Below are 24,661 nucleotides of genomic sequence, written 5' to 3' on the forward strand. Positions count from 1 at the left end.
CGGGTGGCGCGCCGCGCAAGGCGGGTGGCCGGGACGACGATCGCGGGTACCCGGCGTCCCATGGGTGACGTACTCGTCGGGACCTGCTCGTGGACGGACCGGGCGCTGCTGGCCAGCGGCTGGTACCCGCGCGGGCATCGCGACGCCGGGCCCCGACTCCGCTACTACGCCGAGCGGTTCCCGGTCGTCGAGGTGGACTCCAGCTACTACGCCCTGCCCAGCCGCCGCAACAGCCTCCTCTGGGCCGAGCGGACACCCCCCGGATTCCGCTTCGACGTCAAGGCGTTCTCCCTCCTCACCGGCCACCCGACCCGCCCGGCGGCCCTCCCCGAGGACCTCCGGGAGTTACTCGGGCGGGAGCCGCGCCGCAGGACGACCCCCGCCGTACTGGACCGGGTGTGGGAGCGGTTCGCCGACGCCGTCGAGCCGTTGCGGGAGACCGGGCGGCTGGGCGCGGTGCTGTTCCAGTTCCCGCCGTGGTTCGCGCCGGGGGAGCGGGCGCGGCAGACGCTGGAGGAGTGCGCGGGGCGTACGGCGGGCTGGCCCGTCTCGGTCGAGTTCCGGCACCCCGCGTGGTGGCGGGGCGAACAGGCCGACCGCACCGCGGCGTCGCTGTCGCGGCTCGGCCTGGTCGCCGTCGGCGTCGACATGGCCCAGGACCTGGAGACCTCCCTGCCGCCGCTCGTCCCCGTCACCTCGCCCGAGCTGGCCGTCGTACGGTTCCACGGCCGCAGCCCCGACTGGGGCACCGGAAGCAAGGAGGACCGCTTCCGGTACGCCTACTCCCCGTCCGAACTCGCCGCATGGGCACCCCGGCTGCGGTCGGCCGCCGAACAGGTGGACGAGCTGCACGTCCTCTTCAACAACTGCTGCGCCGACGCGGCCGTACGGGCGGCGGAGACGACGCGGCGGATCCTCGACGAACGGTGAGCCCGCCGGCCGGCCCCGGTCCGGCCCCGGTCCGGCCTCGGTCCGGCCTTGCTAGCTCACCCGTACCGGCTTCTCCACGGTGACCTGGTCGATCTCCGTCGTACGGACCGTGAGCCTCATCGTCCACTTGCCGGGCAGGGGGAGCCGCAGCTCGTCGGTGACCCAGTAGCCGCCGCGGTCGGTGAGCTTGGCGTCGATCGGGCCGATCTTCTGGGCCTTGAGGGTGAAGGTGAGCCGCAGTTCGGGAACGGTGGCGATGCCGCCGTCGGGGCCGAAGACCACGGCCTGCACGGAGTTCTTGCCGACGCGCCCGGGACCGAGGTCGATCTGGACCTTGCCGTGCCCGTTCGGGGTGCCGACGTCGAAGGGGATCGTCGTCGAGGACGCCGTGACCCCGCCCGCCGCCTCGCTCGCGCTCTCCTCGGCGATCTCCGCCGCCGCCCGGCCCGGGAGCGTGCCCGTCAGCACGGTGGTGATCACCAGGACGACGACCGCGACGGTGAACTCCGCGAGCACCGACCGCCGAAGGCGTCGGCGCGGCGGATCGGCCGCCGAGGGGTCCTCGGCCGGCGAGCCTTCGCGGTCGCCCCGGCCCGCGTCGCCCCGGCCACCCTCGCGCCGGTCGTCGCCGGCTCCCTGGTCAGGAGAGGGCGCGTCGGCGGACGACACGGCGGCGGGGGCCGGGGCGGACGCCCCCTCGCCCACCCGCCCGGACACCCGCGCCGCCACCGCCACGGCCGCCCGCTCGGTGACCTCGGCCCGCTCGCGAGCGACGGCCGTCACCGGCCCGGCGGCGGCCTCGTCCGACTCGGCCTCCTGCCCGGACGCGACAGCCTCCGCCGCCGGAGCCTCCGCCGGAGACTGCCCGGCCTCCCCCAGCCGCCCCGTCCAACGCCGTGAGAACGCCGCCGCCACCAGCAGGAGCACCACGGCGACCAGCTTGGCGACCAGGACCTCCCCGTACGCCGTGGACGTGAAGGCGGACCAGGAGCCGAGGCCGCGCCAGGACTGGTAGACGCCGGTGACGACGAGGACGGTCACCGAGACGAAGGCCAGCCGGGAGAAACGGTTGACCACAGCGGCCGACAGGGTCTCCGGCGCCCGGTACAGCATGGTGAGCAGCGCGGTCAGCCCGCCCAGCCAGACGGCCATGGCCAGCAGATGCAGCACCGAGGAGGTCATCGCGACCGGCACCTGGATACCGGCGGAGGCGTGCTCGGCGGCCGCCCAGGTCCCGGCGAGACCCACCGAGAGCAGCGCACCGCCGACAAGAGCGCCCTTCCCCCACGCGTCGCCCCGCCGGCGTACCCGTACGAGGACGAGGGCCGCCACCGCGAGCAGCGCCAGCCGGGCCAGCAGCGCGAGTCCCGGCCGGCTCACCAGCGTCTCGCGCAGCACGGAGAGGTCGAGGGCGGACCCGATGCCGGTGCCCCGCTCGTACGGCCCGCGGAGCAGCAGCAGGACGGCCGAGGCGAGCAGCAGTGCCGGCCAGCCGGCCAGGAGCAGCTTGCGCAGCGACTCGGCCGGGCCCCCGAGCACGACCGCCATGAAGAAGGCCACGCCGATGAGCAGGGCGAGGGCGCCGTACGCGAAGTAGCGGGTGATGTCGTAGAGGGAGGAGGTGAGCGGGTCCTCGGTGAGGTCGGCGGGGAGGACCGCGGCGGTCGCGGAGGGTTCGCCGATCGAGAAGAGCAGGGCACCCGAGATGGGGTGGCTGTCGGCCGAGACGACCCGCCAGGCGATCGTGTAGGTGCCGTCGGCGAGGCCGCCGGGCAGGGTGACACTGGCCGTGTCGGACCGGCCGCCCGCGCGCCCCGGCCTGCCCGTGTCGACCGCCCGGTTCTCCGGGTCGACGACGCGGATGGAGTCCTCCAGGAGGCTCACCGACTCGGTGAAGCGGAGGGTGATGTCCTTGGGGGCGGCGTCGAGGACGCTGCCGTCGACGGGGTCGCTGCCCTTGAGAGCGGCGTGCGCGGAGGCGGTACCCGCTCCCGCGAGGAGGAACAGGATCAGCGCGGTGCCCAGCAGCACCAGGCGCCGGATCCCACGGCCCCGGCCGCCGCTCCGGTCCCCGGCCCGGCCCCGGTGTCCACCGAGGCCGCCGGTTCCGCCCGGCCGCCTCGCGCCCCGGCCCCCATCGCTGCCGCTGTCGCCGACCCCGCCCTCGACGGGGCGGCTGTCGCCGCCCCTGTCCTCGACTGGGTCGCTGTACCTGCGTCGGTCCACGTAGTGCTCCGGATCCACGGTCGCCGGCTCTCGGACTCCTGGAACACGTACGGACGCCGCGAACGCCGCGTTCAACGCGATCCGCACCGGGTCCGCCCCGCCTCCGGGCACCCCCGAACCTACGCCCGCCCCAGCTCCCCGATCTCGGCGGCCCGGTCCGGGTAGAGCAGCGCCAGTTCCGCCGCGTCCCCGTGCTCGTATCCCCCGAAGGTGAACCCCGGCGCCATCGTGCACCCGAACAGCGTCCAGCCGCGGCCGTCTCCGGTGCCCGGGACCCTCGCCCCCATCCAGGTCCCCGCGGGCACGACGTACTGCACGTGCTGCCCGTCGAGCACCTGCGGTCCGAGGACGACGACCCGCGAGGACCCGTCCGGGGCGAGCAGCAGCATCCGGAGCGGGTCGCCGAGGTGGTAGTGCCAGATCTCGTCGCCGGGCAGCCGGTGCAGCGCGGAGCGGTCGCCGGGCTCGGTGGTGAGCAGGGCGACGATCGCGGTCCCCTCCGGCCGCCCGTCGTCCCGCTCGGGCCCCGCCCACGTCTGCCGGAAACGGCCGCCCTCACGCGGGATGGGCTCCAACGCGTAGTGCGCGATGAGGTCTTCGGGAGTCATCCGCCCGAGGCTACGCCCGCCACCACCGCGTCCGTCACCCCTACGCCCGCCACCACCGCGTCTGTCACCACCGCGTCCGTCACCGCGCCCGTCACCCGGCCCACCGGCCGACCGGCGACGGCACCGCTCGGACCTACCGGCCAAGCAGGCTCTCCCTCCGCAGGAACGCCAGCCGGGCCCGCTTCGCGGGCAGATACACCTCCGGCAGATCGACCTCCGGCAGGACGACGACCGGCCCGCGCTCGAACCCCTGGCGGGCGAACCGCGCGATGGCCCGCTCGTTCCGCTCGTCCGGATCGACGACGACCCGTGGCCGGTCCAGCCCGACCAGCACGTACGAGGCGAAGACCGCCAGCAACGAGGACGACCACCCCGGTCGCCCTCCGCCCTCCCCGGCGGGCGCCAACAGCACATGGACGCCGATGTCCCCCGGCTCGACCTCGTAGGCCTCGCCGACCCGGTCCGCCTCCGGCTCGTAGGTCTGCAGCAGTCCGACCGGCTCGCCGTCGTGCACCGCGAGGTAGGCGTGGTGGGTGTCGTAGGCCGCCAGGCCCTCGTAGACCTCCCGGACCTGCTCCTCGGTGAGCCCGTTCATGCCCCAGAACCCGGCCCTCGGCTCGCTCACCCAGCCATGGACCACCCCGGCATCGGCCCGCGCGTCCAACGGCAGGATCCGCACGGTCCCGAACCCGTCGACCACCTGCTCGTGAACGGCCACCCGGTCGCCGTACGACCCGACGCTCATCGTGCTTCTCCTCGCTGTCCTGTTCGCTGTTCGTCGCCGTTCCCCGCCCCACCCGGTGCGGGGTCGTCCCCGTCCTCGCGGGTGAGGCGGTCCCAGTCGGTGACGACCGGGACGAGGTCTCCCCCGAGCCACCGGGGGAGCTGATCGCGGTGATGGGCCGAGCCGCTCACGCCGGACGCCCCGAACGGCACCACCCAGAGGCTGTCCTCGCGCCGGGCCAGGTCCCAGACGTAACGGGCGGCCGGGCCGCGCGCGCTGAGATCGGTGACGCCGGGGACGGCGGAGGTGCACAGGACGCAGTCGTGGTCCCCGGCGAGCCCCGGCCCGTCGGGCGCGTCCTCGCCGTCGTCCGGGAGCGCGCGCCACGGCACGAGCCGGTGGCTGTCGCCCCAGGGCCCGATCGCGGCGCCGGCCGCCTCCTCCAGCGCCTCGCGCACCAGCGCGGCCCGGTCGATCCCGTACAACTCCTGCGCCCTGAGCAGATGTTCGAGCGCGAACCCGATCCGCACGGTGAGCGAGAGCCACGGCCGGAAGACCTCGGGGTACGCCGGCGGCACCGCCAGCGCCGCGAACGCGGGCTCCGCCGCGAGCCGCCGTACGACCGCCCCGCGCAGCGCCGCGTACGCCGCCGCGTCGACGCTGTCGGCCTCCATCCGCCGGTCCCAGCGCAGAAGGCGGTCGCGGAGCGCGGCCGCGGCCGGGCTGATCCCCGCGGCCGGCCCGGACCCGCGCTCGCATCCGCCCCCGGACCCGCCCTCGGTACCCGGCGTGCCGGGGGTGGTCTCGGCGAGGGCGGCCAGGTGGTCCAACAGGGGCCCGGCGGAGGAGAGATGGGTGTCCATGTGCAGGGCGGGCATCTCCGCCGCGGACCACACCCGCCGCTCGTCCAGCAGCGCGCGGATGCGTTCGGCCCGGTGCGGCGGCGCGAACTCCACGCCCAACGGCGCCGCCGGGCCACGCTGGTTGGCCATCACCGCGACGCCGTCCTCGAACCCGCCGTACGGCATCTCGTGCCACCCCTGCCACTCGTGTCCCGGCTCCCAGGCCGCGACGACGCGGGTCCGGTTGTCCCGGCCGCGCACCGGCACCCGCCCCGCCACCCGGTGCAGCACCCCGCCCCGGGTGTCCGCCGCCAGCACGACGTTCACCGGCTCGGCCCACGCGTCGAACGCCCTGTCCACCTCGGCGACCTCCCGCGCCCGGAGGAGGGGGAGCAGCGCGCTCAGCCCGAGGTCCCCGGTGACGCGGGGCGGACAGCGGAGGCTGAGGGGACCGACCGGACCGGGTTCACCCGTGTCCGGCCCTCCGACGACGACCGGCCCCCGCGCGGTCTCGATCACCTCCACCTCCACCGGCTCCCCGCCCGCGACCTCGATGACCTCCACATGCCGGTGCGCGGCCCGCCACACCCCGTCGGGATCGAGTGCCTCCACACCGCCGTCCGTGGGCCGCAGCCGCTCCCGGTACAGGTCCTGGTAGTCGGCCATGGCGTTGGTGATGGCCCAGGCCACGTCGCCGGTGTGAGCGAAGTGCGCGATGCCCGGCATACCGGGGACGGCGAGGCCGACGACGTCGAACTCGGGGCAGGAGAGGTGGATCTGCTGGTAGACACCAGGTGCCTCGATGAACCGGTGTGGATCACCGGCGACGACGGCCTGCCCGGTGGCCGTACGCGAGCCGTCGACGAGCCACCCGTTGCTGCCGGCGGTGGCGGGCCCGTCCGTGGCGAACAGCCCGACCGCGTCGGCACCGAGCTGCCGTACGGCCTCCTCCCGCCAGAGCTTGGCGGGGAACCCGGCGAACAGGATGTGCGTGGCGAGCCACACACCGAGCGGATGCCAGACCTCCCAGCGCCCGGTCACGAGCCCGGCGCGCTCGAACTCGGGCGCGCGCCGCCCGCCCTCGGCCAGCCCGTCGTTCACGCCCTCGACGTACGCGCGGACCCAGTCGGCGGTCTCCGGGTCCGTTCTCTCCAGCCGGTCGAAGCATCTTCGCGCCGTGTCCTCCAGGCGGGCCCGCCGCGCGAACCGGTCCCAGCCGAGGGAGCCCACGCCCAGGAAGGCGGCGGTGGTGCCCTGGACCCGGTGGCGTTCGACCTCCAGTTGCCAGGCGCGGTCGAGGGCGGTGACCCGGCCCTGGGCGTGGGCGAGAGCGCGGACGTCGGCGGCGCGGAGGTGGGGGATGCCCCAGGCGTCGCGGTACGTCCCGTACGCCTGTGGTCCCTGTGACCCTCGCGCCCCCTGCGATTCCCGCGGTCCATGGCTCGACATGCCCCCTCGGACCTGCTCCCGCCCGCCGATGTCCCGCATTCCCGTCCCCACTCCACTCACGATTTAGGTTAGCCTCACCTAAGCAATCAGTGATCAAAGCGTACGGGAAGGGTGCAGAAGCCATGGGGCAGGGGCACGGTTGGGAGGGAGCGGTCCTCAGACTGCTCCGCGGCAAGGACTTCGTCCTCACGGTGACCGGTGCGGAACAGGTCACCGAGCACTACCGCCGGGTCCACCTCACCGACGGCGGCATGCTCGCGACGACCGGCGTCCACCCGACGATGTGGGTACGCCTCTGGTTCGACGCCGCCGGCAAACCGCACCAGCGGGCCTACACCCTGGTCGATCCCGACCCGGCCGCCGGCACCTTCAGCCTGGAGTTCGCCCTCCACGACGGCCACGCCAGCGACTGGGCCCGCACCGCGAAGTCCGGCGACACCATCGAGGCCACGGTCCAGGGCACCGCCTTCACCGAGCCCGACCCCACCCCGTCCCACATCCTCGCCATCGGCGACCCGGCCTCCCTCCCGGCCCTCAACTCCCTCCTGGGCGCACTCCCGTCGGCCCCGGCGACGATCTGGTTCGAGACGCCGACGGACACCGGGGCCCCCACCCCCGAGGCGGGCGGGCTCCCCCTCCGCCTCGACCCCACCCGCCACGACCTCCGCCCGGTCCCCCGCCAGGACGCCGGCGCCCGCCTCCTCACCCGGGTGAGAGCCGACGCACCCGCCCTCCTGGCGAACACCCCCGCCCCCTACGTCTGGATCGCCTGCGACACCACGACGACCCGCTCCCTGACGACGTACTTCCGCAAGGAACTGGGCCTGCCGAAGCAGCGGACGCACGCGCTGGGCTACTGGCGCCCGTGAGGCGGCCGGCACCCTCCCCCGGGGCCGGGCTGCGGGGGGCCGCCCGGCGGGCGATCATCGGGGCATGAACGTCACCCTTCACCTCGCCCAGGACCCCGAGGCGGACGAGCTCCTCGGGCGCAGTCCGCTCGCCGCGCTGGTCGGCATGCTGCTGGACCAGCAGGTGCCGATGGAGTGGGCGTTCAAGGGCCCGTGGACCATCGCGCACCGGCTCGGCGCGGACGACCTGGACGCCCACGAGATCGCGGCGGCCGATCCGGAGTCGTTCGTCGCGCTGCTGTCGGCCAAACCGGCGGTGCACCGCTACCCCGGTTCCATGGCGAAGCGGATCCAGCAGCTGTGCCAGTACCTCGTCGACCACTACGACGGCGACGCGAGCGCGGTCTGGCAGGACGCGGCGACCGGCGGGGAACTGCTCTCCCGCCTCGAATCCCTCCCCGGCTTCGGCCGCCAGAAGGCCCAGATCTTCCTGGCCCTCCTCGGCAAACAACTCGGCGTCCGCCCCACCGGCTGGCGCGAAGCCGCCGGGTCCTACGGCGACCCCGACTCCTTTCGCTCCGTGGCCGACATCAAGGGCCCCGACTCGCTGGCCAGGGTCCGGGCCCACAAGCAGGAGATGAAGGCGGCGGCCAAGGCGGCGAAGGCCTCCGGCACGTAACCGCGAAGACGGAGCCGACGGCCGCATCCCGGCACGCGCTCCACCCACGCCACCGGGAGCAGCCGTGGCGCGGCTCCGAAGACTTCCCGGCGACATCGAGGCACCCCTGCGGAGAAGTCCGGACGACGCGACGAGGAACCCCGGCGCGTCCGGGGCGAAACCCCGGGAGAATCCCCGACCCGCGCCGCGCGGCGGACGCGCCGCACCCCCGAAAGAACCCCGGCGGGCACCCACCACCGCCACCGGACCCTCACAGAATCACCGGTATGCCCTACTTCGCTCCACCTTTTCCGCGCCCGCACTCCGCCGCCATGGCTGCGCCCGGAACGTCTTGACCGGTAGGCTTTCCGTGTGATCTTCAAGCGCATCGGAAACGGCCGGCCGTACCCCGACCACGGCCGGGAAAGCACCCGGCAGTGGGCGGACGTCGCGCCGCGCCCGGTCCGCCTCGATCAGCTCGTGACGACCAAGGGGCAGCTGGACCTGGAGACCCTCCTCGCCGAGGACTCCACGTTCTACGGCGACCTCTTCGCGCACGTGGTGAAGTGGCAGGGCGATCTGTACCTGGAGGACGGCCTCCACCGCGCGGTCCGCGCGGCCCTCCAGCAACGCCAGGTGCTCCACGCCCGCGTCCTGGAACTGGACTAGCCCGCACGGAAGCCGGTTGGCCCTTTCGGGTTGGACCACAGCGCGGTGAATGATCATCTAGTAGGCATCACCGTCCAACGGCACTACGCTGCGCCCATGAGCATGCTGACCCCTCCCGGCATGGGCGGCCAGTACCGGATCACGGGGGACAAGTACCCGAAGCTGCGTCGGCCCAGGAGGCGGCGCAGGCTCGTCCTCGCCGTCCTCGCGTCCGTGACGTCGCTGGGCCTCGTGGGCTGGGGAACCCTGCAGCTCATCGACGTCTTCACCGGTGACGGGGACCAGGCCGCCGCGGCCGGCCCCAAGGCGGACTGCGCGTCCCGCGTGAGCCCGTCCCCGAAAGCGAGCGGACCGGCCGGGAAGTCCGGGGTGTCCGCGAAGGGCTACCCCGCACCGGGCAGGATCACCGTCAACGTCCTCAACGCCACCCCCCGGGCCGGTCTCGCCAAGGAGACCGCCGCCGAGCTGAAGAAGCGTGGCTTCCGCATCGGGAACGTGGGCAACGCGACCAAGGAGTACGACAAGAAGGTCAAGGGCGCCGGGATACTGCTCGGCGCGAAGGCCGCCGCCGACGCGGCGCTGCCCGTCCTCAACACCCAGCTCGCCGGGGCGCGGCTGAAGACCGACGGTCGTACGAAGGCCACCGAGGTGGACCTCGTCATCGGCACCGGCTTCAAGGCCCTCAGCAAGCAGAAGGACGCCGACCGGGCCCTGGCCGAACTGACCAGGCCCGAGCCGACGCCCAGCACCACCGGAACCTGCTGACCCCGAGGGCCCTACACACGCACGGGTCTACTCCGCGGCACCGTAGAGCCGGTCGCCCGCGTCTCCCAGGCCCGGCACGATGTAGCCGTGCTCGTTGAGGCGCTCGTCGACGGCGGCGGTCACGACCGTCACCGGTGAGCCGGCCAGCTCCCGCTCCATGATCTCGACGCCCTCGGGTGCGGCCAGGAGCACCACGGCGGTCACGTCGTCGGCACCGCGGGCGATCAGCTCGCGGATCGCGGCGACCAGGGTGCCGCCGGTGGCGAGCATGGGGTCGAGGACGTACACCTGACGCCCGGAGAGATCCTCCGGCATGCGGGTGGCGTACGTGGAGGCCTCCAGCGTCTCCTCGTTGCGGATCATGCCGAGGAAGCCCACCTCGGCGGTCGGCAGCAGCCGGACCATGCCGTCGAGCATGCCGAGGCCGGCCCGGAGGATGGGCACCACGAGCGGGCGCGGGTGGGAGAGCTTGACGCCCGTGGTCGACGCCACCGGCGTCGTGATGTCGACCAGCTCGGTGCGCACGTCCCGCGTGGCCTCGTAGGCGAGCAGGGTGACCAGTTCGTCGGCGAGGCGACGGAAGGTCGGGGAGTCGGTGCGCCGGTCGCGCAGCGTGGTGAGCTTGTGGGCGACCAGAGGGTGGTCGACGACGTGGAGACGCATGTCCACAACAGTAGCTGGGGCAACAGGCCCGGGCGCCCCCTCACCCTCCCCCACCCGCCGCGCCTTCCCGATGGCATCAAACCCGCCATCGGAGGGAAAGTGGGATGAACGGAGCGGCGACGGAACGACCGGCGCCTGACGGTGGTGAGCCCATGCCAGACCCGAACAACGCTTCCCCACGTCCCCGGGGCACCCGCACGGGGCCCGACCAGGCCGAGCGGCGCAACGCGCCCGACCGGCGGACCGGAAGGTCCGCGCGGACAGCGGGCGGTACGACGCGTACGGCCGAGGGAGCGGAACGACCAGGCGGCCGAGCGAAGCCGCAGGCCTCCGCCGGGACGGCCGGCCGCACGACGCGGCCGCCCGGCGGTACGGCGCGAACCCCCACCGGGACGGCGCGGGGCGCCGGTCCGCCGGCGCGGGCGGGCGACCGGGCAGCGCGCACGGGCGAGGGACCGGCGCGGACCACGGGACGGACGGCGCCCCCGGCGGACGAGACGGCGCGGACGACCGGGCGCGCCACGTCCCCGGCGGACAGGACGGCGCGGGGAACCGGAAACGCGCCTCGGGAAGCGGCGGGAAAGGCGCGGGTGGCGGTGCGAGGGGCCGAAGAGGTGGCGGACATGGCTGATGGGGCGCAGGGCGGCGGGCGGGAGAACGAGGCGGCCCGTCGGCGCCGACGGGCACAGTTCCTGCGGGAACTGACGGAGGCGCGGGAGCTGCGCGACCGGGTCCAGCCGCGCCGCGCCAAGGCCGCCCGGCTCCGCCACGCCATGCGCATGCGCACCTTCCGCTGGTGACCCGGCCGCCCCGCACTCTCGGCTCCTCCCCCGCACCCTCCCCTCCCACGGGAGCCGTGCGACGTGTTCCTGGGGCCCGAGTGGGGCGTTCACGGGGTGGTCGTGCATATGCGGCCGGGATCTGCGCGTACGATCCGCTGGTGGCGGCAACAGGTGCCCAGGTGAACGGCGGCCCCACCGGCGATCAAAAGAGCCGGACACAGGGAGCCGAAGACGTCCCCTGAGCGCTCCGTTTCTGCCACGATTCCGAGTGGGTGGGGCTCGGACCGCAAGCCTCCCCATCCACAACATCCGCCGGGGGGACCCCCGACCGGCACACCTATGACCAGTGGGAGAGTCACGGTGTACTTCGCCGCACTGCTCGCGCGCACCGAAGACGGGTGGGAAGCGAGCGACACAGAGCTCGACGATGTGGAAACCCTGTCGGATCTGGCCGACCTGGCCCGTGAAGCCTCGCCCGGCGACGACACGGTGCTGGTGCTCATCGAGCAGGAGGACGCCTGGTTCGGCGTCGTCCGCATCGATGGCGAGGACGACCCTCGTATCTACGTGTCGGACGCCGCCGCCGCTGCCCGCAGCAGCTACGGCGAGATCCTGCTCACCGACGAACTGCTCGGAAGGGAGCCCGGCGACGACACCCCCGACCTGGAGTCGCTCGATCTCGACGGCACCGAGGACGGCGAGTCCGACGACGAGGACGACGACACGTCCGCCGAGGCCGTGCCGCACAGCCCCGTCGGCGACACCGAGATCCTGAACGACCTGGGGGTGGGCGAGAAGGAGCTGCGCGCTCTCGACGCCGACGACGCCCTCGGCTCGATCGCCGAGGTTCTCGGGGCGTCGGAGGTCCTGGAGACGGTCCGCTGAGTGCGGTGAGTCCGCCGAGTCCGTCGGCTGTGTTCCCCCGGTGACCGGCGCGGTGGCACCGGGCGGACCCGATCCCGTCCGTGACCCCTGGCGGTCCGCGATGCGGCTCGCCCTGGCCGAGGCCGGGCGGGCCGCCGAGGGCGGCGACGTCCCGGTCGGCGCGGTCGTCCTGGCCCCGGACGGCACGACCGTCCTGGCCACCGGGCACAACGAACGCGAGGCGACCGGGGACCCGACCGCCCACGCCGAGGTACTGGCCCTGCGCCGGGCGGCCGCCGCCCTGCGGGCTCCCACGACGCGGACCACCTCCGGTGAAGACGGCGGAGGCGACGAGAACGGCAAGGACGGTGTCGGCGAGAGCGGTGCCGGCAAGGCAGGACGACCGGGCGAGTGGCGGCTGACCGGCTGCACCCTGGTCGTCACCCTCGAACCCTGCACGATGTGCGCGGGCGCGCTCGTGCAGTCCCGGATCGACCGGGTCGTCTACGGCGCCCGCGACGAGAAGGCCGGGGCCACCGGCTCCGTCTGGGACGTCGTACGCGACCGGCGCCTCAACCACCGCCCCGAGGTCGTCGAAGGCGTCCTCGCCGACGACTGCGCCCGGCTCCTCACCGAGTTCTTCCGCACCCGCTGAGACCCCTCCATACCGATTTCAAAGCACGCCCCACCTTGCTGTAAGGTCTCCCTCGGTAGCGTGTCCGAGCGGCCGAAGGAGCTCGCCTCGAAAGCGAGTGTGGCGCAAGTCACCGAGGGTTCAAATCCCTCCGCTACCGCAGAAGAAGGGCCCGGTCCATTGGACCGGGCCCTTCGCGTTTGAGGCGTTGAGACGTGGGGGCGTGCGGGCGTGCGGGGCGGCACTTCGAGGTGGGCGACGCGCTCCTGAGCACCTGGGCATGCACACCCGGCGCGTCGGCACAACCCGGGAATCGCCGGAACAGTGATCTCCGTTTCCCGTGCTTGTCTTGGGGCGGCGCCGCCGGGTTCGGTACGCGGTGCCCACGGCTGAGCCGTAGAAGCTGTCCGTCGCCGGAGGGGAAGTCCTTGTCATGATCAGTCGTCCACTGGCCAGAGCAGCCTGCACCGCCGCCGCCGGCCTGCTGCTGGCAGGCGGAGTCGTCGTCGCCGCGCCGGGTACGGCACTGGCGGCCCGGTCCGATTGCGAGCGTGGGGCCAACGGCTTCCGCGACATCTCCGACAGTCTGGTCGGTGTCCCTGCCGGCCCGCCGGACAAGACCCTGCGCTCCGACCCGCAGGGGCTGTCCGGGCGCATCAGCCTGCGGGCGACCACCATCGACGGTCGGGTCCACGGATTCGCCGCGCTCTCGGCCCCGCGTGTGGGAGACGAGATCTGGATGGACTGGACGCTCAACGGCAGGGATGTCCACGTCCAGTGCGGTCCCTTCCGGGCGACCCGGGACGGCCAGCCGCTGACCAGCGCCGCGAAGGTGACGGACAACAGTCCGAACTACCGGTTCCGTGCCTGCGGAGGCGGGGGCGGCCAGGCGGTGCAGTGCACGGACTGGTGGTAGCCGAACCGACGGGCCCACCTCCGCGCCCCGGCATCCGTGGATGCCGGGGCGCGGTGTCGTACCGCCGACAGTGCGAACAGGCCCCTCGAAGCCCGAGGTCCGGCGTCTCTCCTGCGAACGCATGATCGGGTTACACTCGCCGCCGACAAAGAGGGACCGACAGGGCCCATGGGGCACAAGAGGCGGGGGAGGCCGCGGTGGCGGTGCAGGGGAAGAAGATCGCGCTGTATGTGCTCGTGGTCTTCGTGCTCTACGTGATCATCACGGACCCGGCCAAGGCCGCCGACTACGTCCAGATAGGGTTCGAGGGCGTCTCCAACGCCGCCCAGTCCGTCGGCGACTTCTTCACCTGGCTCGCCGACGGGGCCGAGTAGCCCCGCCCCGCACCCCGTACGACCTTCCCGGAGCACCCATGATCCGCCACCTGGTCCTCTTCAAGCTCAACGAGGGCGTCGAGCGCGACGACCCGCGGGTCGTGCAGGGTGAGGGTGCCTTCCGCGCACTGGACGGCACGATCGCGGAGATCCGCTCCTGGGAACTGGGCTGGAACCTCAGCGACCGCCCCATCGCCTACGACTTCGCGATCAACTCCGCGTTCGACGACGTGGACGGCCTGCGTGCCTACGCCGAGCACCCGGACCACCAGGCGGGCGTGGCGCTGTGGCGCGAGTTCGCCACGTGGGTCGTCGCCGACTACGAGTTCTGAGCCGTAGCGCCTTTCGTCCCCGCGCACGCGCCGCTCGTTCCGCCCCGCCCGCCTCGTCCCACTCTGCCCCGCACTCGAACAGTGCGGGGTTTTTTGCACCCGATTGCCCCTCACGCTCCTCACTCATGTTCAACACGGGCATATGCGGTGCTTGATCACAGTGCACATGTCTTGTGATGCTATGACCGCTTTTGACGGTTGAGTTGATGGATGAAGAGGTGGCGTTGACCGTGTCGGCCAGTACTGCGCCTCCCCAGGAAGAAGTCCCGGCTCCCGAGCCCGCGTCGGCCCAGGTCGCCGCCCAGGCCACCGCACCCGCCCCGGAGAAACGTCGCGGCGCCGACACCCGGGCCCTCACCCAGGTGCTGTTCGGTGAGCTGAAGCATCTGGCGCCGGGCACTCCGGAGCACAACCGCGTGCGCGGGGCGCTCATCGAGGCGAACCTCCCGCTCGTGCGCTACGCGGCCGCCCGTTTCCGCTCCCGCAACGAGCCCATGGAGGACGTGGTCCAGGTCGGGACGATCGGGCTGATCAACGCCATCGACCGGTTCGACCCGGACCGGGGCGTGCAGTTCCCGACCTTCGCGATGCCGACCGTCATCGGCGAGATCAAGCGGTACTTCCGCGACAACGTGCGCACGGTCCACGTCCCGCGCCGGCTGCACGAGCTGTGGGTCCAGGTGAACAGCGCGACCGAGGACCTCACCACCGCCTTCGGGCGCACCCCCTCCACCGCCGAGATCGCCGAACGGCTGCGCATCACCGAGGAGGAGGTCCTGTCCTGCATCGAGGCGGGCCGGTCGTACCACGCGACCTCGCTGGAGGCCGCCCAGGAGGGTGACGGAATGCCGGGGCTGCTCGACCGGCTCGGCTACGAGGACCCGGAGCTGGACGGCGTCGAACACCGCGACCTCGTACGGCACCTCCTCGTCCAGCTGCCCGAGCGCGAGCAGCGGATCCTGCTGCTGCGCTACTACAGCAACCTCACGCAGTCACAGATCAGCGCCGAGCTGGGGGTCTCCCAGATGCACGTGTCCCGGCTGCTGGCCCGCAGCTTCGCGCGGCTGCGCTCGGCCAACCGGATCGAGGCGTAGCGCTCCGCGAGGGTGCCGGGGGCCTCCTGCCCATCGGCCGGTTTCCGGGTGACCTTCGGTAACCACACACCCCCCGCGCCTTCCCGGATGGACCATGGGGCACGCGGGGCGCACGATGGCAGGCGGGGCGCACAGAATCGGCCAGCGGTGCGCGTGCGCAGGCCATGGGCCTGTCCGAATGCGCTGTCGAAGTGTCACCGTCAAGAGCGAATCGCTTTTTGAGGGCCTTTCCGGCAGAACTGCGCTGAAATCCCATCAGACTGCCCTTTTCCAGGGCCTATCCACCCTCTCCATGTCGACATGTCACTACATCGCGTTGCCGACGTGTGACATTCTCTCCCCAGCGCGTTTGCCGTGGCCTCGCCGCCGGTATTCAGGTGGAGGCTGCGTTCCTTACGACGGAGCGTCCGCCGCGACCGTCCGCGACCCAAAGGGGGTGGCATGTCCGCAGACCAGGGCAGCTCGAAGGTGCTCACGCTCGAGAAGAGCGCGACCGCGCCCGACGCTATCCAGGCCCCTCAGGACCTTCAGGCGCTTGAGGACCTTCCCGGTCCCCAGGCTCCGCCGGTGACTGACCTTCCGGCCGTGTCGGCCTCGGCGAACATCGACACCCGCACCCTGTCCCGCTCCCTGTTCCTGCGGCTGGCCGCACTGGACGAGAACAGCCCCGAGCGTGCCTACGTCCGGGACACCCTCATCGAGCTCAACCTCCCGCTGGTGCGTTACGCCGCCGCCCGTTTCCGGTCGCGCAACGAGCCGATGGAGGACATCGTCCAGGTCGGCACGATCGGCCTGATCAAGGCGATCGACCGCTTCGACTGCGAACGGGGCGTGGAGTTCCCGACGTTCGCGATGCCGACGGTCGTGGGCGAGATCAAGCGGTTCTTCCGCGACACCTCGTGGTCGGTCCGGGTTCCGCGCCGGCTGCAGGAGCTGCGTCTGGCGCTCACCAAGGCCAGCGACGAGCTGTCGCAGAAGCTCGACCGCTCCCCGACGGTCACCGAACTCGCCGCCGTCCTGGGCGTGTCGGAGGAGGACGTCGTCGACGGCCTCGCGGTCGGCAACGCCTACACCGCGTCGTCACTGGACTCGCCGGCCCCCGAGGACGACGGCGGAGAGGGCTCCCTCGCGGACCGTCTCGGCTACGAGGACACGGCGCTGGAGGGCGTGGAGTACCGCGAGTCCCTCAAGCCGCTGCTGGCCAAGCTGCCGCCCCGTGAGCGCCGGATCATCATGCTCCGGTTCTTCGCGAACATGACGCAGTCCCAGATCGGCGAAGAGGTCGGCATCTCCCAGATGCACGTCTCCCGCCTCCTCACCCGGACCCTGGCCCAGCTCCGCGAGGGCCTGATCTCCGACTGAGGCGGCACCGGCCACGCGTTGACACGTGACCCGCCGGGGGCGGCTTGACGCCACCCCCGGCGGTGGTCGTGTGCGTGGGTAGGTGAGCGACCCCGGGTGCGTGATTCAGGCGCGGGCCCGGTAGGGGCGACCCTGACGGCACCCCCGGCGATGGTCGTCTGCGTGGGTACGTGGGCGGCCCCAGGGTGCGTGATCCAGGCGCGGGCCCGGTGGGGCTTCTCGCGCAGTTCCCCGCGCCCCTGAAAGCCAGGCCCTGCGGGCCCGAAGAGCACGGGGCGCAGCCCCTGCTTTTCAGGGGCGCGGGGAACTGCGCGAGCAACCACGACGCACCCGCACCCGCACCCGCACGATCACGGCCCCCGGCAGACGCACAGGCACCACCCGCGCAGACCCCGGCAGACACGCGGGCGTCCCGCACAAGCACCCCGCACAAGCCCCGGCAGCCGCACAGGCGCCCGCCCCGCAGGGACCTACGCCAGCGCCAGCCACACCACCGCGGCCACCACAGCCACCGCCGCGAGAACACCGACGATCACACCGACCCGCGGCCCGGAACCCCCCGCCGCACCCGAGGCGGCCTGTCGGCCCCCCGAAGGCGTCTCGTCGACGAAGGCGCGGAACATCTGCGTGCTCCCCGCGGGGTCGTAATTGCCCTGGGGGTTCTGGTTGTCGGCCATGGCCCGAGACCTTAGCGAATCGCGCACGACGCACCCAAGCGGGGTTGCCCGCCCACGACCCCGCAACGTTCTCCTTTGCCAAGACTTGGGCCGCACCCGCCCGATTTCATTTGCCTGCAGCAACCATCCACTCTATGGTTGCCCTAAGCAACAACATCGGGAGGCAGTCCATGGCCGGGCAGGCGCACTACGAGGAGCTGGTCCGTCAGCTCAGTGCCGTCGGGGCCGTGAAGCGGGAGCTCACCAGGATGCTGCCGCACGAGTGCCCCGGCGGCTCGGCGGGAGTCCTGACCCTGCTCGGCCGGCACGGCGAGATGCGGATGAGCAGGCTCGCCGAGCTGCTCGCGGTGGACATGTCGGTGACCAGCCGTCATGTCGCCCACGTGGCCGAGCGGGGCTGGATCGAACGCCTCCCCGACCCGGCGGACAAACGCTCACGCATCCTGCGCCTGACCCCCGAGGGCCGGGCCGTGGTCGCGGAGCTGGACCGCCGCAGCGGCCGGCTGATGGCCGACCGGCTCAGCGACTGGTCCGACGACGAGGTCGCCCAGCTCGCCCGGCTCCTGGGCCGGCTCCGCGAGAGCTTCGACGCCACCCCGACCCGCACACCCGCCTAGAGCCGACGCGACGACGCCCAGGCCCCACAGCGGCCGGCCCGACGTTCCGTACGCCCCCACAGCGGCGGCCACCCCGACCCGTACACCCGCAAAGACCCGTAGGAAAAGGAAGCCCCATGGCAACGACCACACCAGCCGGTGTGCGGGCTCACGCCAAGCACGGAGGAGGCACCGCCAAGGGTGCTCCCCACAGCGGTGGCGACCATGCCCCGATGACGCACCGGCAGATCATGGAAGCGCTGACCGGACTGCTGCTCGGCATGTTCGTGGCGATCCTGTCGTCGACGATCGTGTCGAACGCGCTGCCGGACATCATCAAGGACCTGGGCGGCGGACAGAGCGCCTACACATGGGTCGTGACCGCGTCGCTGCTCGCGATGACCGCGTCCACCCCGCTGTGGGGCAAGCTCGCCGACCTGTTCTCCAAGAAGCTGCTGATCCAGCTCGCACTCGTGATCTTCGTGCTCGGGTCGGCCGCCGCCGGCCTGTCCCAGAACGCCGGGACGCTCATCACGTTCCGCGCGGTCCAGGGTGTCGGCATGGGCGGTCTCTCCTCGCTGGCCCAGATCATCCTCGCGGCGATGATCTCCCCGCGCGAACGCGGCCGGTACAACGGCTACCTCGGCGCCACCTTCGCGACCGCCATGGTCGGCGGCCCGCTGGTCGGCGGTGTCATCACCGACACCAGCTGGCTCGGCTGGCGCTGGTGCTTCTACGTCGGCGTGCCCTTCGCGGTCATCGCCCTGGTCGTGCTCCAGCGGACCCTGCACCTGCCGGTCGTCAAGCGCAAGGTGAAGGTCGACTGGGCCGGCGCGTTCCTCATCACCGCCGCGGTCTGCCTGCTGCTGATCTGGGTGACCTTCGCCGGTGACAAGTACGACTGGGTGTCGTGGCAGACGTACGCGATGGTCGGTGGCACGGTCGCGCTCCTCGCGCTGTTCCTGCTGGTCGAGTCGAAGGCGACCGAGCCGATCATGCCGTTGCGGCTGTTCCGCAACCGGACGATCGCGCTGGCGTCGCTGGCCTCCCTCTTCGTCGGTGTCGCGATGTTCGCGGGCACCATCTTCTTCAGCCAGTACTTCCAGCTCGCCCGCGACAAGTCGCCGACCATGTCCGGCGTCATGACGATCCCGATGATCGCCGGTCTGTTCGTCTCCTCGACCGTCTCCGGCCAGGTCATCACCCGCACCGGCCGCTGGAAGGCCTGGCTGCTCGCCGGCGGTGTGCTGGTGACCTCGGGGCTCGCGCTGCTGGGTTCGCTCCGGTACGACACCGCGTACTGGCACGTGGCGATCTTCATGGCGCTGCTGGGTCTCGGCGTCGGCATGATGATGCAGAACCTGGTCCTGTGCACCCAGAACCAGGTCGCCCCGAGCGACCTCGGCGCCGCCAGCTCGGTCGTCACCTTCTTCCGCTCCCTCGGCGGCGCGATCGGCGTCTCGGCGCTGGGCGCGGTGCTGAGCCACCGGATCTCGCACTACGCCGAGCAGGGCCTCGCCCAGCTGGGTGTGTCCGGTTCCGCCACGGGCCACGGCGAGATCCCCGACCTGGACGCCCTGCCCTCGCCGATCCGCACGGTCATCGAGAGCGCCTACGGCCACGGCATCGGAGACGTCTTCCTCTACGCCGCACCCTTCGCCGTCCTCGCCCTGGTCTTCTCCCTCTTCATCAAGGAGGTCCCGCTGCGGACCACCGGGGCGCTCGCCCAGGCGGCCCGGACGAAGGCGGCGGCCACGGAGACCGACGGGGAGACGGACACGCCGGACGCGTCCGCGACGCCCGCCCCGGTCCCGGCCCCGGTGGCCGCGGACTCCGGCACGGCTTCGGCCGCCGACACGGCCGCGGTCACCCCGCCGGTGTCGGACAGCGGTGACGGAACTCCCGTACGCGGTCAGGTCCGCGGGGCCGAGGGCGTGCCCGTGCCGCGGGCCGCCGTCACCCTGATCTCGCTCGGCGGGCGGCAGCTCGGCCGTTCGGTCGCGGGGGCCGACGGCGCCTACGCGGTGGACGCGCCCAGCGCCGGGTCGTACGTCCTGATCGCGGCCGCCGACGGGTTCCAGCCCCAGGCGTCCACGGTGGTCGTGAACGGCGAGCCGGTCGCGTACGACATCCTGCTCAGCGGCACGAGCGGGCTGAGCGGTGTGGTGCGGGCCGACGGCACCGGGCGCGCCGTGCGGGACGCCATGGTCGTGGTGACCGATGTGCGCGGGGACGTGCTGGCCGGCGGACTCACCGGTGAGCAGGGCGAGTTCGCCTTCGGCGAGCTGGTGCCCGGCGCGGTGACCGTCGCGGTGAACGCCGCCGGGTTCCGGCCGCGTGCCCTGCCCGTCGAGGTCGGCGGCACCGGGGTCACCCGGATCGAGATCGACATGGAGACGGGGGCCCGGCTCCAGGGCGTCGTCCGGGCGCCGGGCGGAGTGCTGGCCGACGCCCGCGTGACCCTCGTCGACGCGGCGGGCAACGTGGTCGGCTCGGCCACCACCGGCGCGGACGGGGCGTACGCCTTCACCGACCTGGACGGCGGCGAGTACACGGTCATCGCGACCGGCTACCCGCCCGTGGCCACGGCCCTGACCGTCGCCGGACCCGGCGTCGACGGCCACGACATCGAACTCGCCCACCCCGGCGAGTAGTCGAACCACCGGCCGGTGGAGCCACCCCCCGCTCCACCGGCCGGTCGCCTGCTGAGGAGTTGGACGGACCATGGGACTGACCGCGAGGATCCGCACCCGGGACGGATGGGCCGTGTCGCACGCGGTCGTCACGGTGACCGACATGACCGGTACGCAGGTGCTGCGGGCCGGGGCGGACGCCGAAGGGGGCGTGCACGACCCGACGGCACTCGCGCCCGGCGCCTACACGGTGATCGTCACGGCGGTCGGCCACGCGCCGTTCGCCGCCGGCGCGCTGGTGACCGCGAGCGGCCGGGCGGAGGTCGGCACGGTCACCCTCTCCCGGTTCGGCGGCACGGAACTGCCGCCGCCCGGCCGCTGGACGGTCGACCCCGCCCACTCCTCCGTCGCCGCGCTGGCCCAGCACCTCGGCATCTCCAGCGTCCACGGCCGCTTCACCGACTTCTCGGCCTCGATCGAGATCGCCCCGGCCCCGGACGAGGGCACCAGGTCCCGGGGGGAGGCGGTGATCCGGGCCGCCTCGATCGACACCGGGAATGCGACCCGGGACCGGCATCTGCGGTCGCCGGACTTCCTGGACGCCGAACGGCACCCCGAGATCACCTACGTCTCGACGGGCCTGACCCCGGCCGGCCCGGACCGCTGGACGGTCCACGGCGAGCTGGGCATGCGCGGGGTCGTACGGCCGGTGGACCTGGACCTGGCGTACCTGGGAACCGGCGCGGACCCGTGGGGCGGCACGCGCGCCGCGTTCCGGGCCACCGCCGAACTCCACCGTGCGGACTTCGCCATGAACTACAACCAGGTCGTGCAGGCGGGGATCGCGGCGATCGGGACGACGCTGAGGGTCGAGCTGGACGTGCAGGCCGTGCGGGGGCCGAGCGCGTAGCGCTCCCGCGAGGGGCGCGGGGAACCGCGCGAACCACCACGACACACCCGCCGCCGAACCGCGGAACCCCCCGAGCCGATGGGCGCCCCTGGCCCTACGCTGGGCGCCATGGCACGGAACATCGCGACCAACACCTCGGTCTCCCTCGAAGACCTGCTCGACTTCGTACGGCCCCGCCACCGGGCCCTCCTGCTCACCCGGCGGGCCGACGGCAGCCCCCAGGCCTCTCCGCTGACCTGCGGCGTCGACGACTCGGGCCGGATCGTCGTCTCCACCTACCCCGAGCGCGCCAAGACGCGCAACGCCAAGCGGGACGAGCGCGTGAGCGTCGTCGTGCTGAGCGACGACTGGGACGGCCCCTGGGTCCAGATCGACGGTACGGCGGAGGTCCTCGACTCACCGGACTCGGTCGAGCCCCTGGTGGAGTACTTCCGGAACATCTCGGGCGAGCACCCGGACTGGGACGAGTACCGGGAGGCGATGGTCAAGCAGGGCAAGTCGATCATCCGGGTCACGCCGGTGCGGTGGGGGCCGGTGGCGACCGGAGGGTTCCCCGCGCGGCTGGTGGCCGGGGAGTCCTAGCCGGTGGCCGGGGAGAGCGGACGTCCGGGGAGCGGTCAGCCCCGCTCGGCCATCACCTCGATGCCGGCGACCAGGGTCTCCAGGGCGTAGGCGAAGTCCCGTTCGCGCATCTCCTCCACGGTGTCGCCGCCGCGGGCCTCCATGAGGTCCGCGGAGTGCCGGATGACCTCGTGGGGCGAGAGGGAGCCGGAGACCGCGCTCATGGCCTGGCGGAAGTACTCCTCCTGGGTCACCCCGGCGGCGGCGCAGCGCTGCACGAAGTGGCCCTCGATGGTGCCGAACCCGTAGACGAACTGGAAGACCGCCGCGATGGCGCCGGCCTGGCCGCGCGGGGGCAGCCCGGTGCGGTGGACCACGCGCTGCACGGCGAGCGAGAAGTCGAGCGAGCGCGGGCCGATGTTGAGGAAGGTGCCGGCGAGGGGCGATACCCAGGGGTGGCGGACCAGTACCGCCCGGTACTCCCCGGCCAGCGTGCGCAGTTGGCCCCGCCAGTCCTCGCCCGCGTCCTCCGGCGGCAGGCGCATCTCGCCGAACGCCTGGTCCAGCGCCAGTTCCAGCAGGTCGTCCTTGGTGTCCACGTACCAGTAGACCGACATCGCCGTCACGTTCAGCTCGGCGGCCAGCCGGCGCATCGAGAACTTGGCCAGCCCCTCCGCGTCCAGCAGCCGGACGGCCGCCGCGGTGATCCGCTCGCGGTCCAGCCCCGACGGCTGTCCGCCCCGCCCGGCCCGCGCCTTCCCCTCCAGCCAGACACTGGCCCGCACGGACCCTTCGGACCGACCGGCTCCCTTCACCATGACGCACCTTCCGAGACGTTCCTCCACTGGTGACGATGCTAGGCGGGCAGCGCGCCCGAAGGGGCGCGAGAAACCGCGCGAACGACCACGAAGGACCCGCAGCCGCCCGAGGACAGAGCCCCCGGGCTATGAGGCGCCCACCAACTCCGCGTCCTCCCTCTCCGCCCTGCGCAGCAACCCCGCCGCCACCAGCCCGCCGAGCAGCACGGCCACCGCTCCCACCAGCAGACTCGTCTCCAGCCCGGAGGAGTACGCGGACAGCACCCGGTCCCGCTCCGCGGCCGTGTCCGCCGCCCCCAGCGCGGCCGGCAACGACACCGCCGACACCGGGATCAGCGCCGCGAACCGGGAGTTGAGCACCGCCCCCAGCACCGCCACCCCCAGGCCCGTCCCGAACTCCGCGAGCGTGCCGTTGATCCCGGCCCCCACCCCCGCCCTGGCCGGCGGGATCGCGCTCATGATCGCGTGCGCCATCGCGGGGTTGGCGACGGCGCAGCCCACCCCGATCAGCACCAGCCCGAGCAGTGTTCCGGCGTAACCGCCGGAGGCCATCGTCGCGATGGAGACCAGGCCGCCGGACATCACCACCATGCCGAGCGCGATCGACACCGGCATACCGAGCCTCGCCGTCCACTTCGCCGACAGCCCGGAGAAGTTGAGCACGACGACGACCAGGGCGAGGGGCGCGGTCCGCAGTCCCGCCTCCCACGCGTCGTAGCCGAGCACGAACTGCAGATGCTGGGTGAGGAGGAAGAGCGCGCCGCCCATGCCGAAGGTGATCAGTACGGCGCCGGCGACCGCGCCCGTGAAGCGCCGGTCGCGGAAGAAGCTCAGGTCGAGCATGGGGAAGGGGACGCGGCTCTCCCAGTACGCGAAGGCCGTGAGCACGAGCACGGCGACGGCGGCCGTGGCGAGCACGAGGCCCGACGTCCAGCCGTGCTCCGGGCCCGAGATGATCGCGTAGACGAGGGCGGCCATACCGAAGGTCGACAGCACCGCGCCCACCAGGTCCGGCCGGTCCCCCTGCGGGTTCTTCGACTCCGGGACCAGGGCGATCACGGCGACCACGCCCAGCGCGGCGACCGGCAGGTTGATCAGGAAGATGGCGCCCCACCAGAAGTGGGCGAGCACGAAGCCGCCGAGGAGGGGCCCGGCCGCGAAGCCGAGCGCGTTGACCGCGGCCCAGATGCCGATCGCCCTGGGCTGCTCCTCCGGGGCGAAGATCTGCATGGCGACGGCGAGGGTCGTGGTGAGCAGCAGCGCGCCGCCGACACCCATGCCCGCCCGCGCGGCGACCAACTGCCCGGTGGACTGGGCGAGTCCGGCCACCAGCGAACCGATGCCGAACAGCACCAGTCCCGTGATCAGCATCTTCTTGCGGCCGTAGCGGTCGGCCGCGCTGCCCGCGGTGAGCAGCAGCCCCGACTGCACCAGGGAGTACGCGTTGATCATCCACTGGATGTCCGACGTGGCCGCGTCCAGCTCCTCGGTGAGGGAGGGGATCGCCACGTTCAGCACGGTGTTGTCCAGCAGCACGGTGAGCTGGGCGAGGCAGATGACGCCGAGGATCAGCCAGCGCTGGGGGTGGCCCCGGGTGCCGGAGGCGGTGGGGGTCGACATGCCGTACACCGTAGAACAGTCCCCTTACGGTGTACAACGCGCGTTCGATCTCGTACGACCGCGTTCGATCTCGTACGAAAGGGGGCGGTGGCCCGGGGGCGTCCGC

General features: G+C 72.7%; 25 protein-coding genes and 1 tRNA gene. 18 read left to right on the plus strand and 8 right to left on the minus strand.

Annotated elements, in window-relative coordinates:
- Window positions 1–60 precede the first annotated feature (60 nt).
- On the plus strand, window positions 61–930 hold the full coding sequence (locus STRBO_RS0139015; protein ID WP_005482751.1) for a DUF72 domain-containing protein: 870 nt from the start codon (window positions 61–63) through the stop codon (window positions 928–930).
- Between the two features lie 51 nt (window positions 931–981).
- Here the strand turns inward: STRBO_RS0139015 and STRBO_RS0139020 are convergent, their stop codons facing one another.
- From STRBO_RS0139020 to STRBO_RS0139040, 4 genes are all read right to left on the minus strand, one after another.
- A complete protein-coding gene (locus tag STRBO_RS0139020) occupies window positions 982–3,156 on the minus strand; it encodes a copper resistance CopC/CopD family protein (RefSeq protein ID WP_398594763.1) in 2,175 nt (724 codons plus the stop codon).
- A gap of 119 nt (window positions 3,157–3,275) precedes the next feature.
- Window positions 3,276–3,764, minus strand: a complete 489-nt coding sequence (locus tag STRBO_RS0139030; RefSeq protein ID WP_005482755.1) for a cupin domain-containing protein — start codon at window positions 3,762–3,764, stop codon at window positions 3,276–3,278.
- Between the two features lie 133 nt (window positions 3,765–3,897).
- Window positions 3,898–4,509 (minus strand): GNAT family N-acetyltransferase, encoded by a 612-nt coding sequence (locus STRBO_RS0139035; protein WP_005482757.1) that lies wholly within the window; start codon window positions 4,507–4,509, stop codon window positions 3,898–3,900.
- Window positions 4,506–6,818, minus strand: coding sequence for a penicillin acylase family protein (locus tag STRBO_RS0139040; RefSeq protein WP_005482758.1), 2,313 nt, complete (start codon window positions 6,816–6,818; stop codon window positions 4,506–4,508). Before STRBO_RS0139040 ends, STRBO_RS0139035 begins: the two co-directional genes overlap by 4 nt.
- A gap of 83 nt (window positions 6,819–6,901) precedes the next feature.
- Between STRBO_RS0139040 and STRBO_RS0139045 the strand changes: the two genes are divergently transcribed.
- The 4 genes from STRBO_RS0139045 to STRBO_RS0139060 all read left to right on the plus strand — a co-directional run bounded on the left by STRBO_RS0139045 (window position 6,902) and on the right by STRBO_RS0139060 (window position 9,719).
- Window positions 6,902–7,648: a siderophore-interacting protein gene (locus STRBO_RS0139045; RefSeq protein WP_005482759.1), complete on the plus strand. Its 747-nt coding sequence runs from the start codon at window positions 6,902–6,904 to the stop codon at window positions 7,646–7,648.
- Window positions 7,649–7,712: 64 nt separating this feature from the next.
- A complete protein-coding gene (locus STRBO_RS0139050; protein ID WP_005482760.1) occupies window positions 7,713–8,306 on the plus strand; it encodes an HhH-GPD-type base excision DNA repair protein in 594 nt (197 codons plus the stop codon).
- A gap of 351 nt (window positions 8,307–8,657) precedes the next feature.
- Complete coding sequence (locus STRBO_RS0139055; RefSeq protein WP_003999914.1) at window positions 8,658–8,954, plus strand: type II toxin-antitoxin system VapB family antitoxin; 297 nt, start codon at window positions 8,658–8,660, stop codon at window positions 8,952–8,954.
- Between the two features lie 120 nt (window positions 8,955–9,074).
- Entirely contained in the window at window positions 9,075–9,719 is a 645-nt protein-coding gene (locus STRBO_RS0139060; protein ID WP_020115787.1) for a LytR C-terminal domain-containing protein, read from the plus strand.
- A 27-nt stretch (window positions 9,720–9,746) separates the two neighbouring features.
- Here the strand turns inward: STRBO_RS0139060 and upp are convergent, their stop codons facing one another.
- Window positions 9,747–10,382 (minus strand): uracil phosphoribosyltransferase, encoded by a 636-nt coding sequence (gene upp / locus STRBO_RS0139065; RefSeq protein ID WP_028797105.1) that lies wholly within the window; start codon window positions 10,380–10,382, stop codon window positions 9,747–9,749.
- Between the two features lie 623 nt (window positions 10,383–11,005).
- Here upp and STRBO_RS44055 point away from each other — a divergent pair.
- The 9 genes from STRBO_RS44055 to STRBO_RS0139110 all read left to right on the plus strand — a co-directional run bounded on the left by STRBO_RS44055 (window position 11,006) and on the right by STRBO_RS0139110 (window position 16,740).
- Window positions 11,006–11,182 carry a hypothetical protein gene (locus tag STRBO_RS44055; RefSeq protein WP_167336835.1) on the plus strand — a complete coding sequence of 59 codons (177 nt, stop codon included), beginning with the start codon at window positions 11,006–11,008 and terminating at the stop codon, window positions 11,180–11,182.
- A 342-nt stretch (window positions 11,183–11,524) separates the two neighbouring features.
- On the plus strand, window positions 11,525–12,049 hold the full coding sequence (locus STRBO_RS0139075) for a tRNA adenosine deaminase-associated protein (protein ID WP_020115788.1): 525 nt from the start codon (window positions 11,525–11,527) through the stop codon (window positions 12,047–12,049).
- A gap of 100 nt (window positions 12,050–12,149) precedes the next feature.
- Window positions 12,150–12,683 carry a nucleoside deaminase gene (locus STRBO_RS0139080; RefSeq protein WP_028797106.1) on the plus strand — a complete coding sequence of 178 codons (534 nt, stop codon included), beginning with the start codon at window positions 12,150–12,152 and terminating at the stop codon, window positions 12,681–12,683.
- Between the two features lie 54 nt (window positions 12,684–12,737).
- Window positions 12,738–12,822, plus strand: a tRNA-Ser gene (locus tag STRBO_RS0139085).
- A gap of 273 nt (window positions 12,823–13,095) precedes the next feature.
- Window positions 13,096–13,578, plus strand: coding sequence for a hypothetical protein (locus STRBO_RS0139090; protein ID WP_005482766.1), 483 nt, complete (start codon window positions 13,096–13,098; stop codon window positions 13,576–13,578).
- Window positions 13,579–13,775: 197 nt separating this feature from the next.
- Window positions 13,776–13,952, plus strand: a complete 177-nt coding sequence (locus tag STRBO_RS44060) for a hypothetical protein (RefSeq protein WP_005482768.1) — start codon at window positions 13,776–13,778, stop codon at window positions 13,950–13,952.
- A gap of 38 nt (window positions 13,953–13,990) precedes the next feature.
- Window positions 13,991–14,284, plus strand: a complete 294-nt coding sequence (locus tag STRBO_RS0139100) for a Dabb family protein (RefSeq protein WP_005482769.1) — start codon at window positions 13,991–13,993, stop codon at window positions 14,282–14,284.
- 206 nt (window positions 14,285–14,490) lie between these two features.
- Window positions 14,491–15,378: an RNA polymerase sigma factor SigF gene (locus tag STRBO_RS0139105; protein WP_005482772.1), complete on the plus strand. Its 888-nt coding sequence runs from the start codon at window positions 14,491–14,493 to the stop codon at window positions 15,376–15,378.
- Window positions 15,379–15,819: 441 nt separating this feature from the next.
- Window positions 15,820–16,740 (plus strand): RNA polymerase sigma factor SigF, encoded by a 921-nt coding sequence (locus tag STRBO_RS0139110; protein ID WP_005482774.1) that lies wholly within the window; start codon window positions 15,820–15,822, stop codon window positions 16,738–16,740.
- Between the two features lie 470 nt (window positions 16,741–17,210).
- On the opposite strand, the gene STRBO_RS0139115 is transcribed toward STRBO_RS0139110, so the two are convergent.
- Window positions 17,211–17,417 carry a hypothetical protein gene (locus STRBO_RS0139115; protein WP_005482776.1) on the minus strand — a complete coding sequence of 69 codons (207 nt, stop codon included), beginning with the start codon at window positions 17,415–17,417 and terminating at the stop codon, window positions 17,211–17,213.
- A gap of 170 nt (window positions 17,418–17,587) precedes the next feature.
- Between STRBO_RS0139115 and STRBO_RS0139120 the strand changes: the two genes are divergently transcribed.
- The 4 genes from STRBO_RS0139120 (at window position 17,588) to STRBO_RS0139135 (ending at window position 22,138) form a co-directional block, all read left to right on the plus strand.
- On the plus strand, window positions 17,588–18,034 hold the full coding sequence (locus STRBO_RS0139120; protein WP_005482778.1) for a MarR family winged helix-turn-helix transcriptional regulator: 447 nt from the start codon (window positions 17,588–17,590) through the stop codon (window positions 18,032–18,034).
- Between the two features lie 212 nt (window positions 18,035–18,246).
- On the plus strand, window positions 18,247–20,667 hold the full coding sequence (locus tag STRBO_RS0139125) for an MFS transporter (protein WP_005482780.1): 2,421 nt from the start codon (window positions 18,247–18,249) through the stop codon (window positions 20,665–20,667).
- Window positions 20,668–20,737: 70 nt separating this feature from the next.
- The gene (locus STRBO_RS0139130) at window positions 20,738–21,556 is read left to right on the plus strand and encodes a YceI family protein (protein WP_005482781.1); all 819 of its coding nucleotides are present in this window, start codon (window positions 20,738–20,740) and stop codon (window positions 21,554–21,556) included.
- 108 nt (window positions 21,557–21,664) lie between these two features.
- A complete protein-coding gene (locus STRBO_RS0139135) occupies window positions 21,665–22,138 on the plus strand; it encodes a PPOX class F420-dependent oxidoreductase (RefSeq protein WP_005482782.1) in 474 nt (157 codons plus the stop codon).
- Window positions 22,139–22,173: 35 nt separating this feature from the next.
- Here STRBO_RS0139135 and STRBO_RS0139140 read toward each other — a convergent pair whose 3' ends face one another.
- Complete coding sequence (locus tag STRBO_RS0139140) at window positions 22,174–22,935, minus strand: TetR/AcrR family transcriptional regulator (RefSeq protein WP_005482783.1); 762 nt, start codon at window positions 22,933–22,935, stop codon at window positions 22,174–22,176.
- 126 nt (window positions 22,936–23,061) lie between these two features.
- A complete protein-coding gene (locus STRBO_RS0139145) occupies window positions 23,062–24,555 on the minus strand; it encodes an MFS transporter (RefSeq protein WP_028797107.1) in 1,494 nt (497 codons plus the stop codon).
- Between the last annotated feature and the right edge of the window lie 106 nt (window positions 24,556–24,661).

This window comes from Streptomyces bottropensis ATCC 25435, from assembly GCF_000383595.1.
Lineage (GTDB): Bacteria > Actinomycetota > Actinomycetes > Streptomycetales > Streptomycetaceae > Streptomyces > Streptomyces bottropensis.

Excerpts from the sequence above, each read along its gene's own strand:
- STRBO_RS0139045 (WP_005482759.1), top strand. The coding sequence starts at position 6,902 with ATGGGGCAGGGGCACGGTTGGGAGGGAGCGGTCCTCAGACTGCTCCGC.
- STRBO_RS0139145 (WP_028797107.1), bottom strand. The coding sequence starts at position 24,555 with ATGTCGACCCCCACCGCCTCCGGCACCCGGGGCCACCCCCAGCGCTGG.
- STRBO_RS0139080 (WP_028797106.1), top strand. The coding sequence starts at position 12,150 with ATGCGGCTCGCCCTGGCCGAGGCCGGGCGGGCCGCCGAGGGCGGCGAC.
- STRBO_RS0139125 (WP_005482780.1), top strand. The coding sequence starts at position 18,247 with ATGACGCACCGGCAGATCATGGAAGCGCTGACCGGACTGCTGCTCGGC.
- STRBO_RS0139030 (WP_005482755.1), bottom strand. The coding sequence starts at position 3,764 with ATGACTCCCGAAGACCTCATCGCGCACTACGCGTTGGAGCCCATCCCG.
- STRBO_RS0139135 (WP_005482782.1), top strand. The coding sequence starts at position 21,665 with ATGGCACGGAACATCGCGACCAACACCTCGGTCTCCCTCGAAGACCTG.
- STRBO_RS0139040 (WP_005482758.1), bottom strand. The coding sequence starts at position 6,818 with ATGCGGGACATCGGCGGGCGGGAGCAGGTCCGAGGGGGCATGTCGAGC.
- STRBO_RS0139050 (WP_005482760.1), top strand. The coding sequence starts at position 7,713 with ATGAACGTCACCCTTCACCTCGCCCAGGACCCCGAGGCGGACGAGCTC.
- STRBO_RS0139120 (WP_005482778.1), top strand. The coding sequence starts at position 17,588 with ATGGCCGGGCAGGCGCACTACGAGGAGCTGGTCCGTCAGCTCAGTGCC.
- STRBO_RS0139140 (WP_005482783.1), bottom strand. The coding sequence starts at position 22,935 with ATGGTGAAGGGAGCCGGTCGGTCCGAAGGGTCCGTGCGGGCCAGTGTC.
- upp (WP_028797105.1), bottom strand. The coding sequence starts at position 10,382 with ATGCGTCTCCACGTCGTCGACCACCCTCTGGTCGCCCACAAGCTCACC.
- STRBO_RS0139015 (WP_005482751.1), top strand. The coding sequence starts at position 61 with ATGGGTGACGTACTCGTCGGGACCTGCTCGTGGACGGACCGGGCGCTG.
- STRBO_RS44055 (WP_167336835.1), top strand. The coding sequence starts at position 11,006 with ATGGCTGATGGGGCGCAGGGCGGCGGGCGGGAGAACGAGGCGGCCCGT.
- STRBO_RS0139090 (WP_005482766.1), top strand. The coding sequence starts at position 13,096 with ATGATCAGTCGTCCACTGGCCAGAGCAGCCTGCACCGCCGCCGCCGGC.
- STRBO_RS0139130 (WP_005482781.1), top strand. The coding sequence starts at position 20,738 with ATGGGACTGACCGCGAGGATCCGCACCCGGGACGGATGGGCCGTGTCG.
- STRBO_RS0139035 (WP_005482757.1), bottom strand. The coding sequence starts at position 4,509 with ATGAGCGTCGGGTCGTACGGCGACCGGGTGGCCGTTCACGAGCAGGTG.
- STRBO_RS0139110 (WP_005482774.1), top strand. The coding sequence starts at position 15,820 with ATGTCCGCAGACCAGGGCAGCTCGAAGGTGCTCACGCTCGAGAAGAGC.
- STRBO_RS0139105 (WP_005482772.1), top strand. The coding sequence starts at position 14,491 with ATGGATGAAGAGGTGGCGTTGACCGTGTCGGCCAGTACTGCGCCTCCC.
- STRBO_RS0139060 (WP_020115787.1), top strand. The coding sequence starts at position 9,075 with ATGGGCGGCCAGTACCGGATCACGGGGGACAAGTACCCGAAGCTGCGT.
- STRBO_RS0139100 (WP_005482769.1), top strand. The coding sequence starts at position 13,991 with ATGATCCGCCACCTGGTCCTCTTCAAGCTCAACGAGGGCGTCGAGCGC.
- STRBO_RS0139115 (WP_005482776.1), bottom strand. The coding sequence starts at position 17,417 with ATGGCCGACAACCAGAACCCCCAGGGCAATTACGACCCCGCGGGGAGC.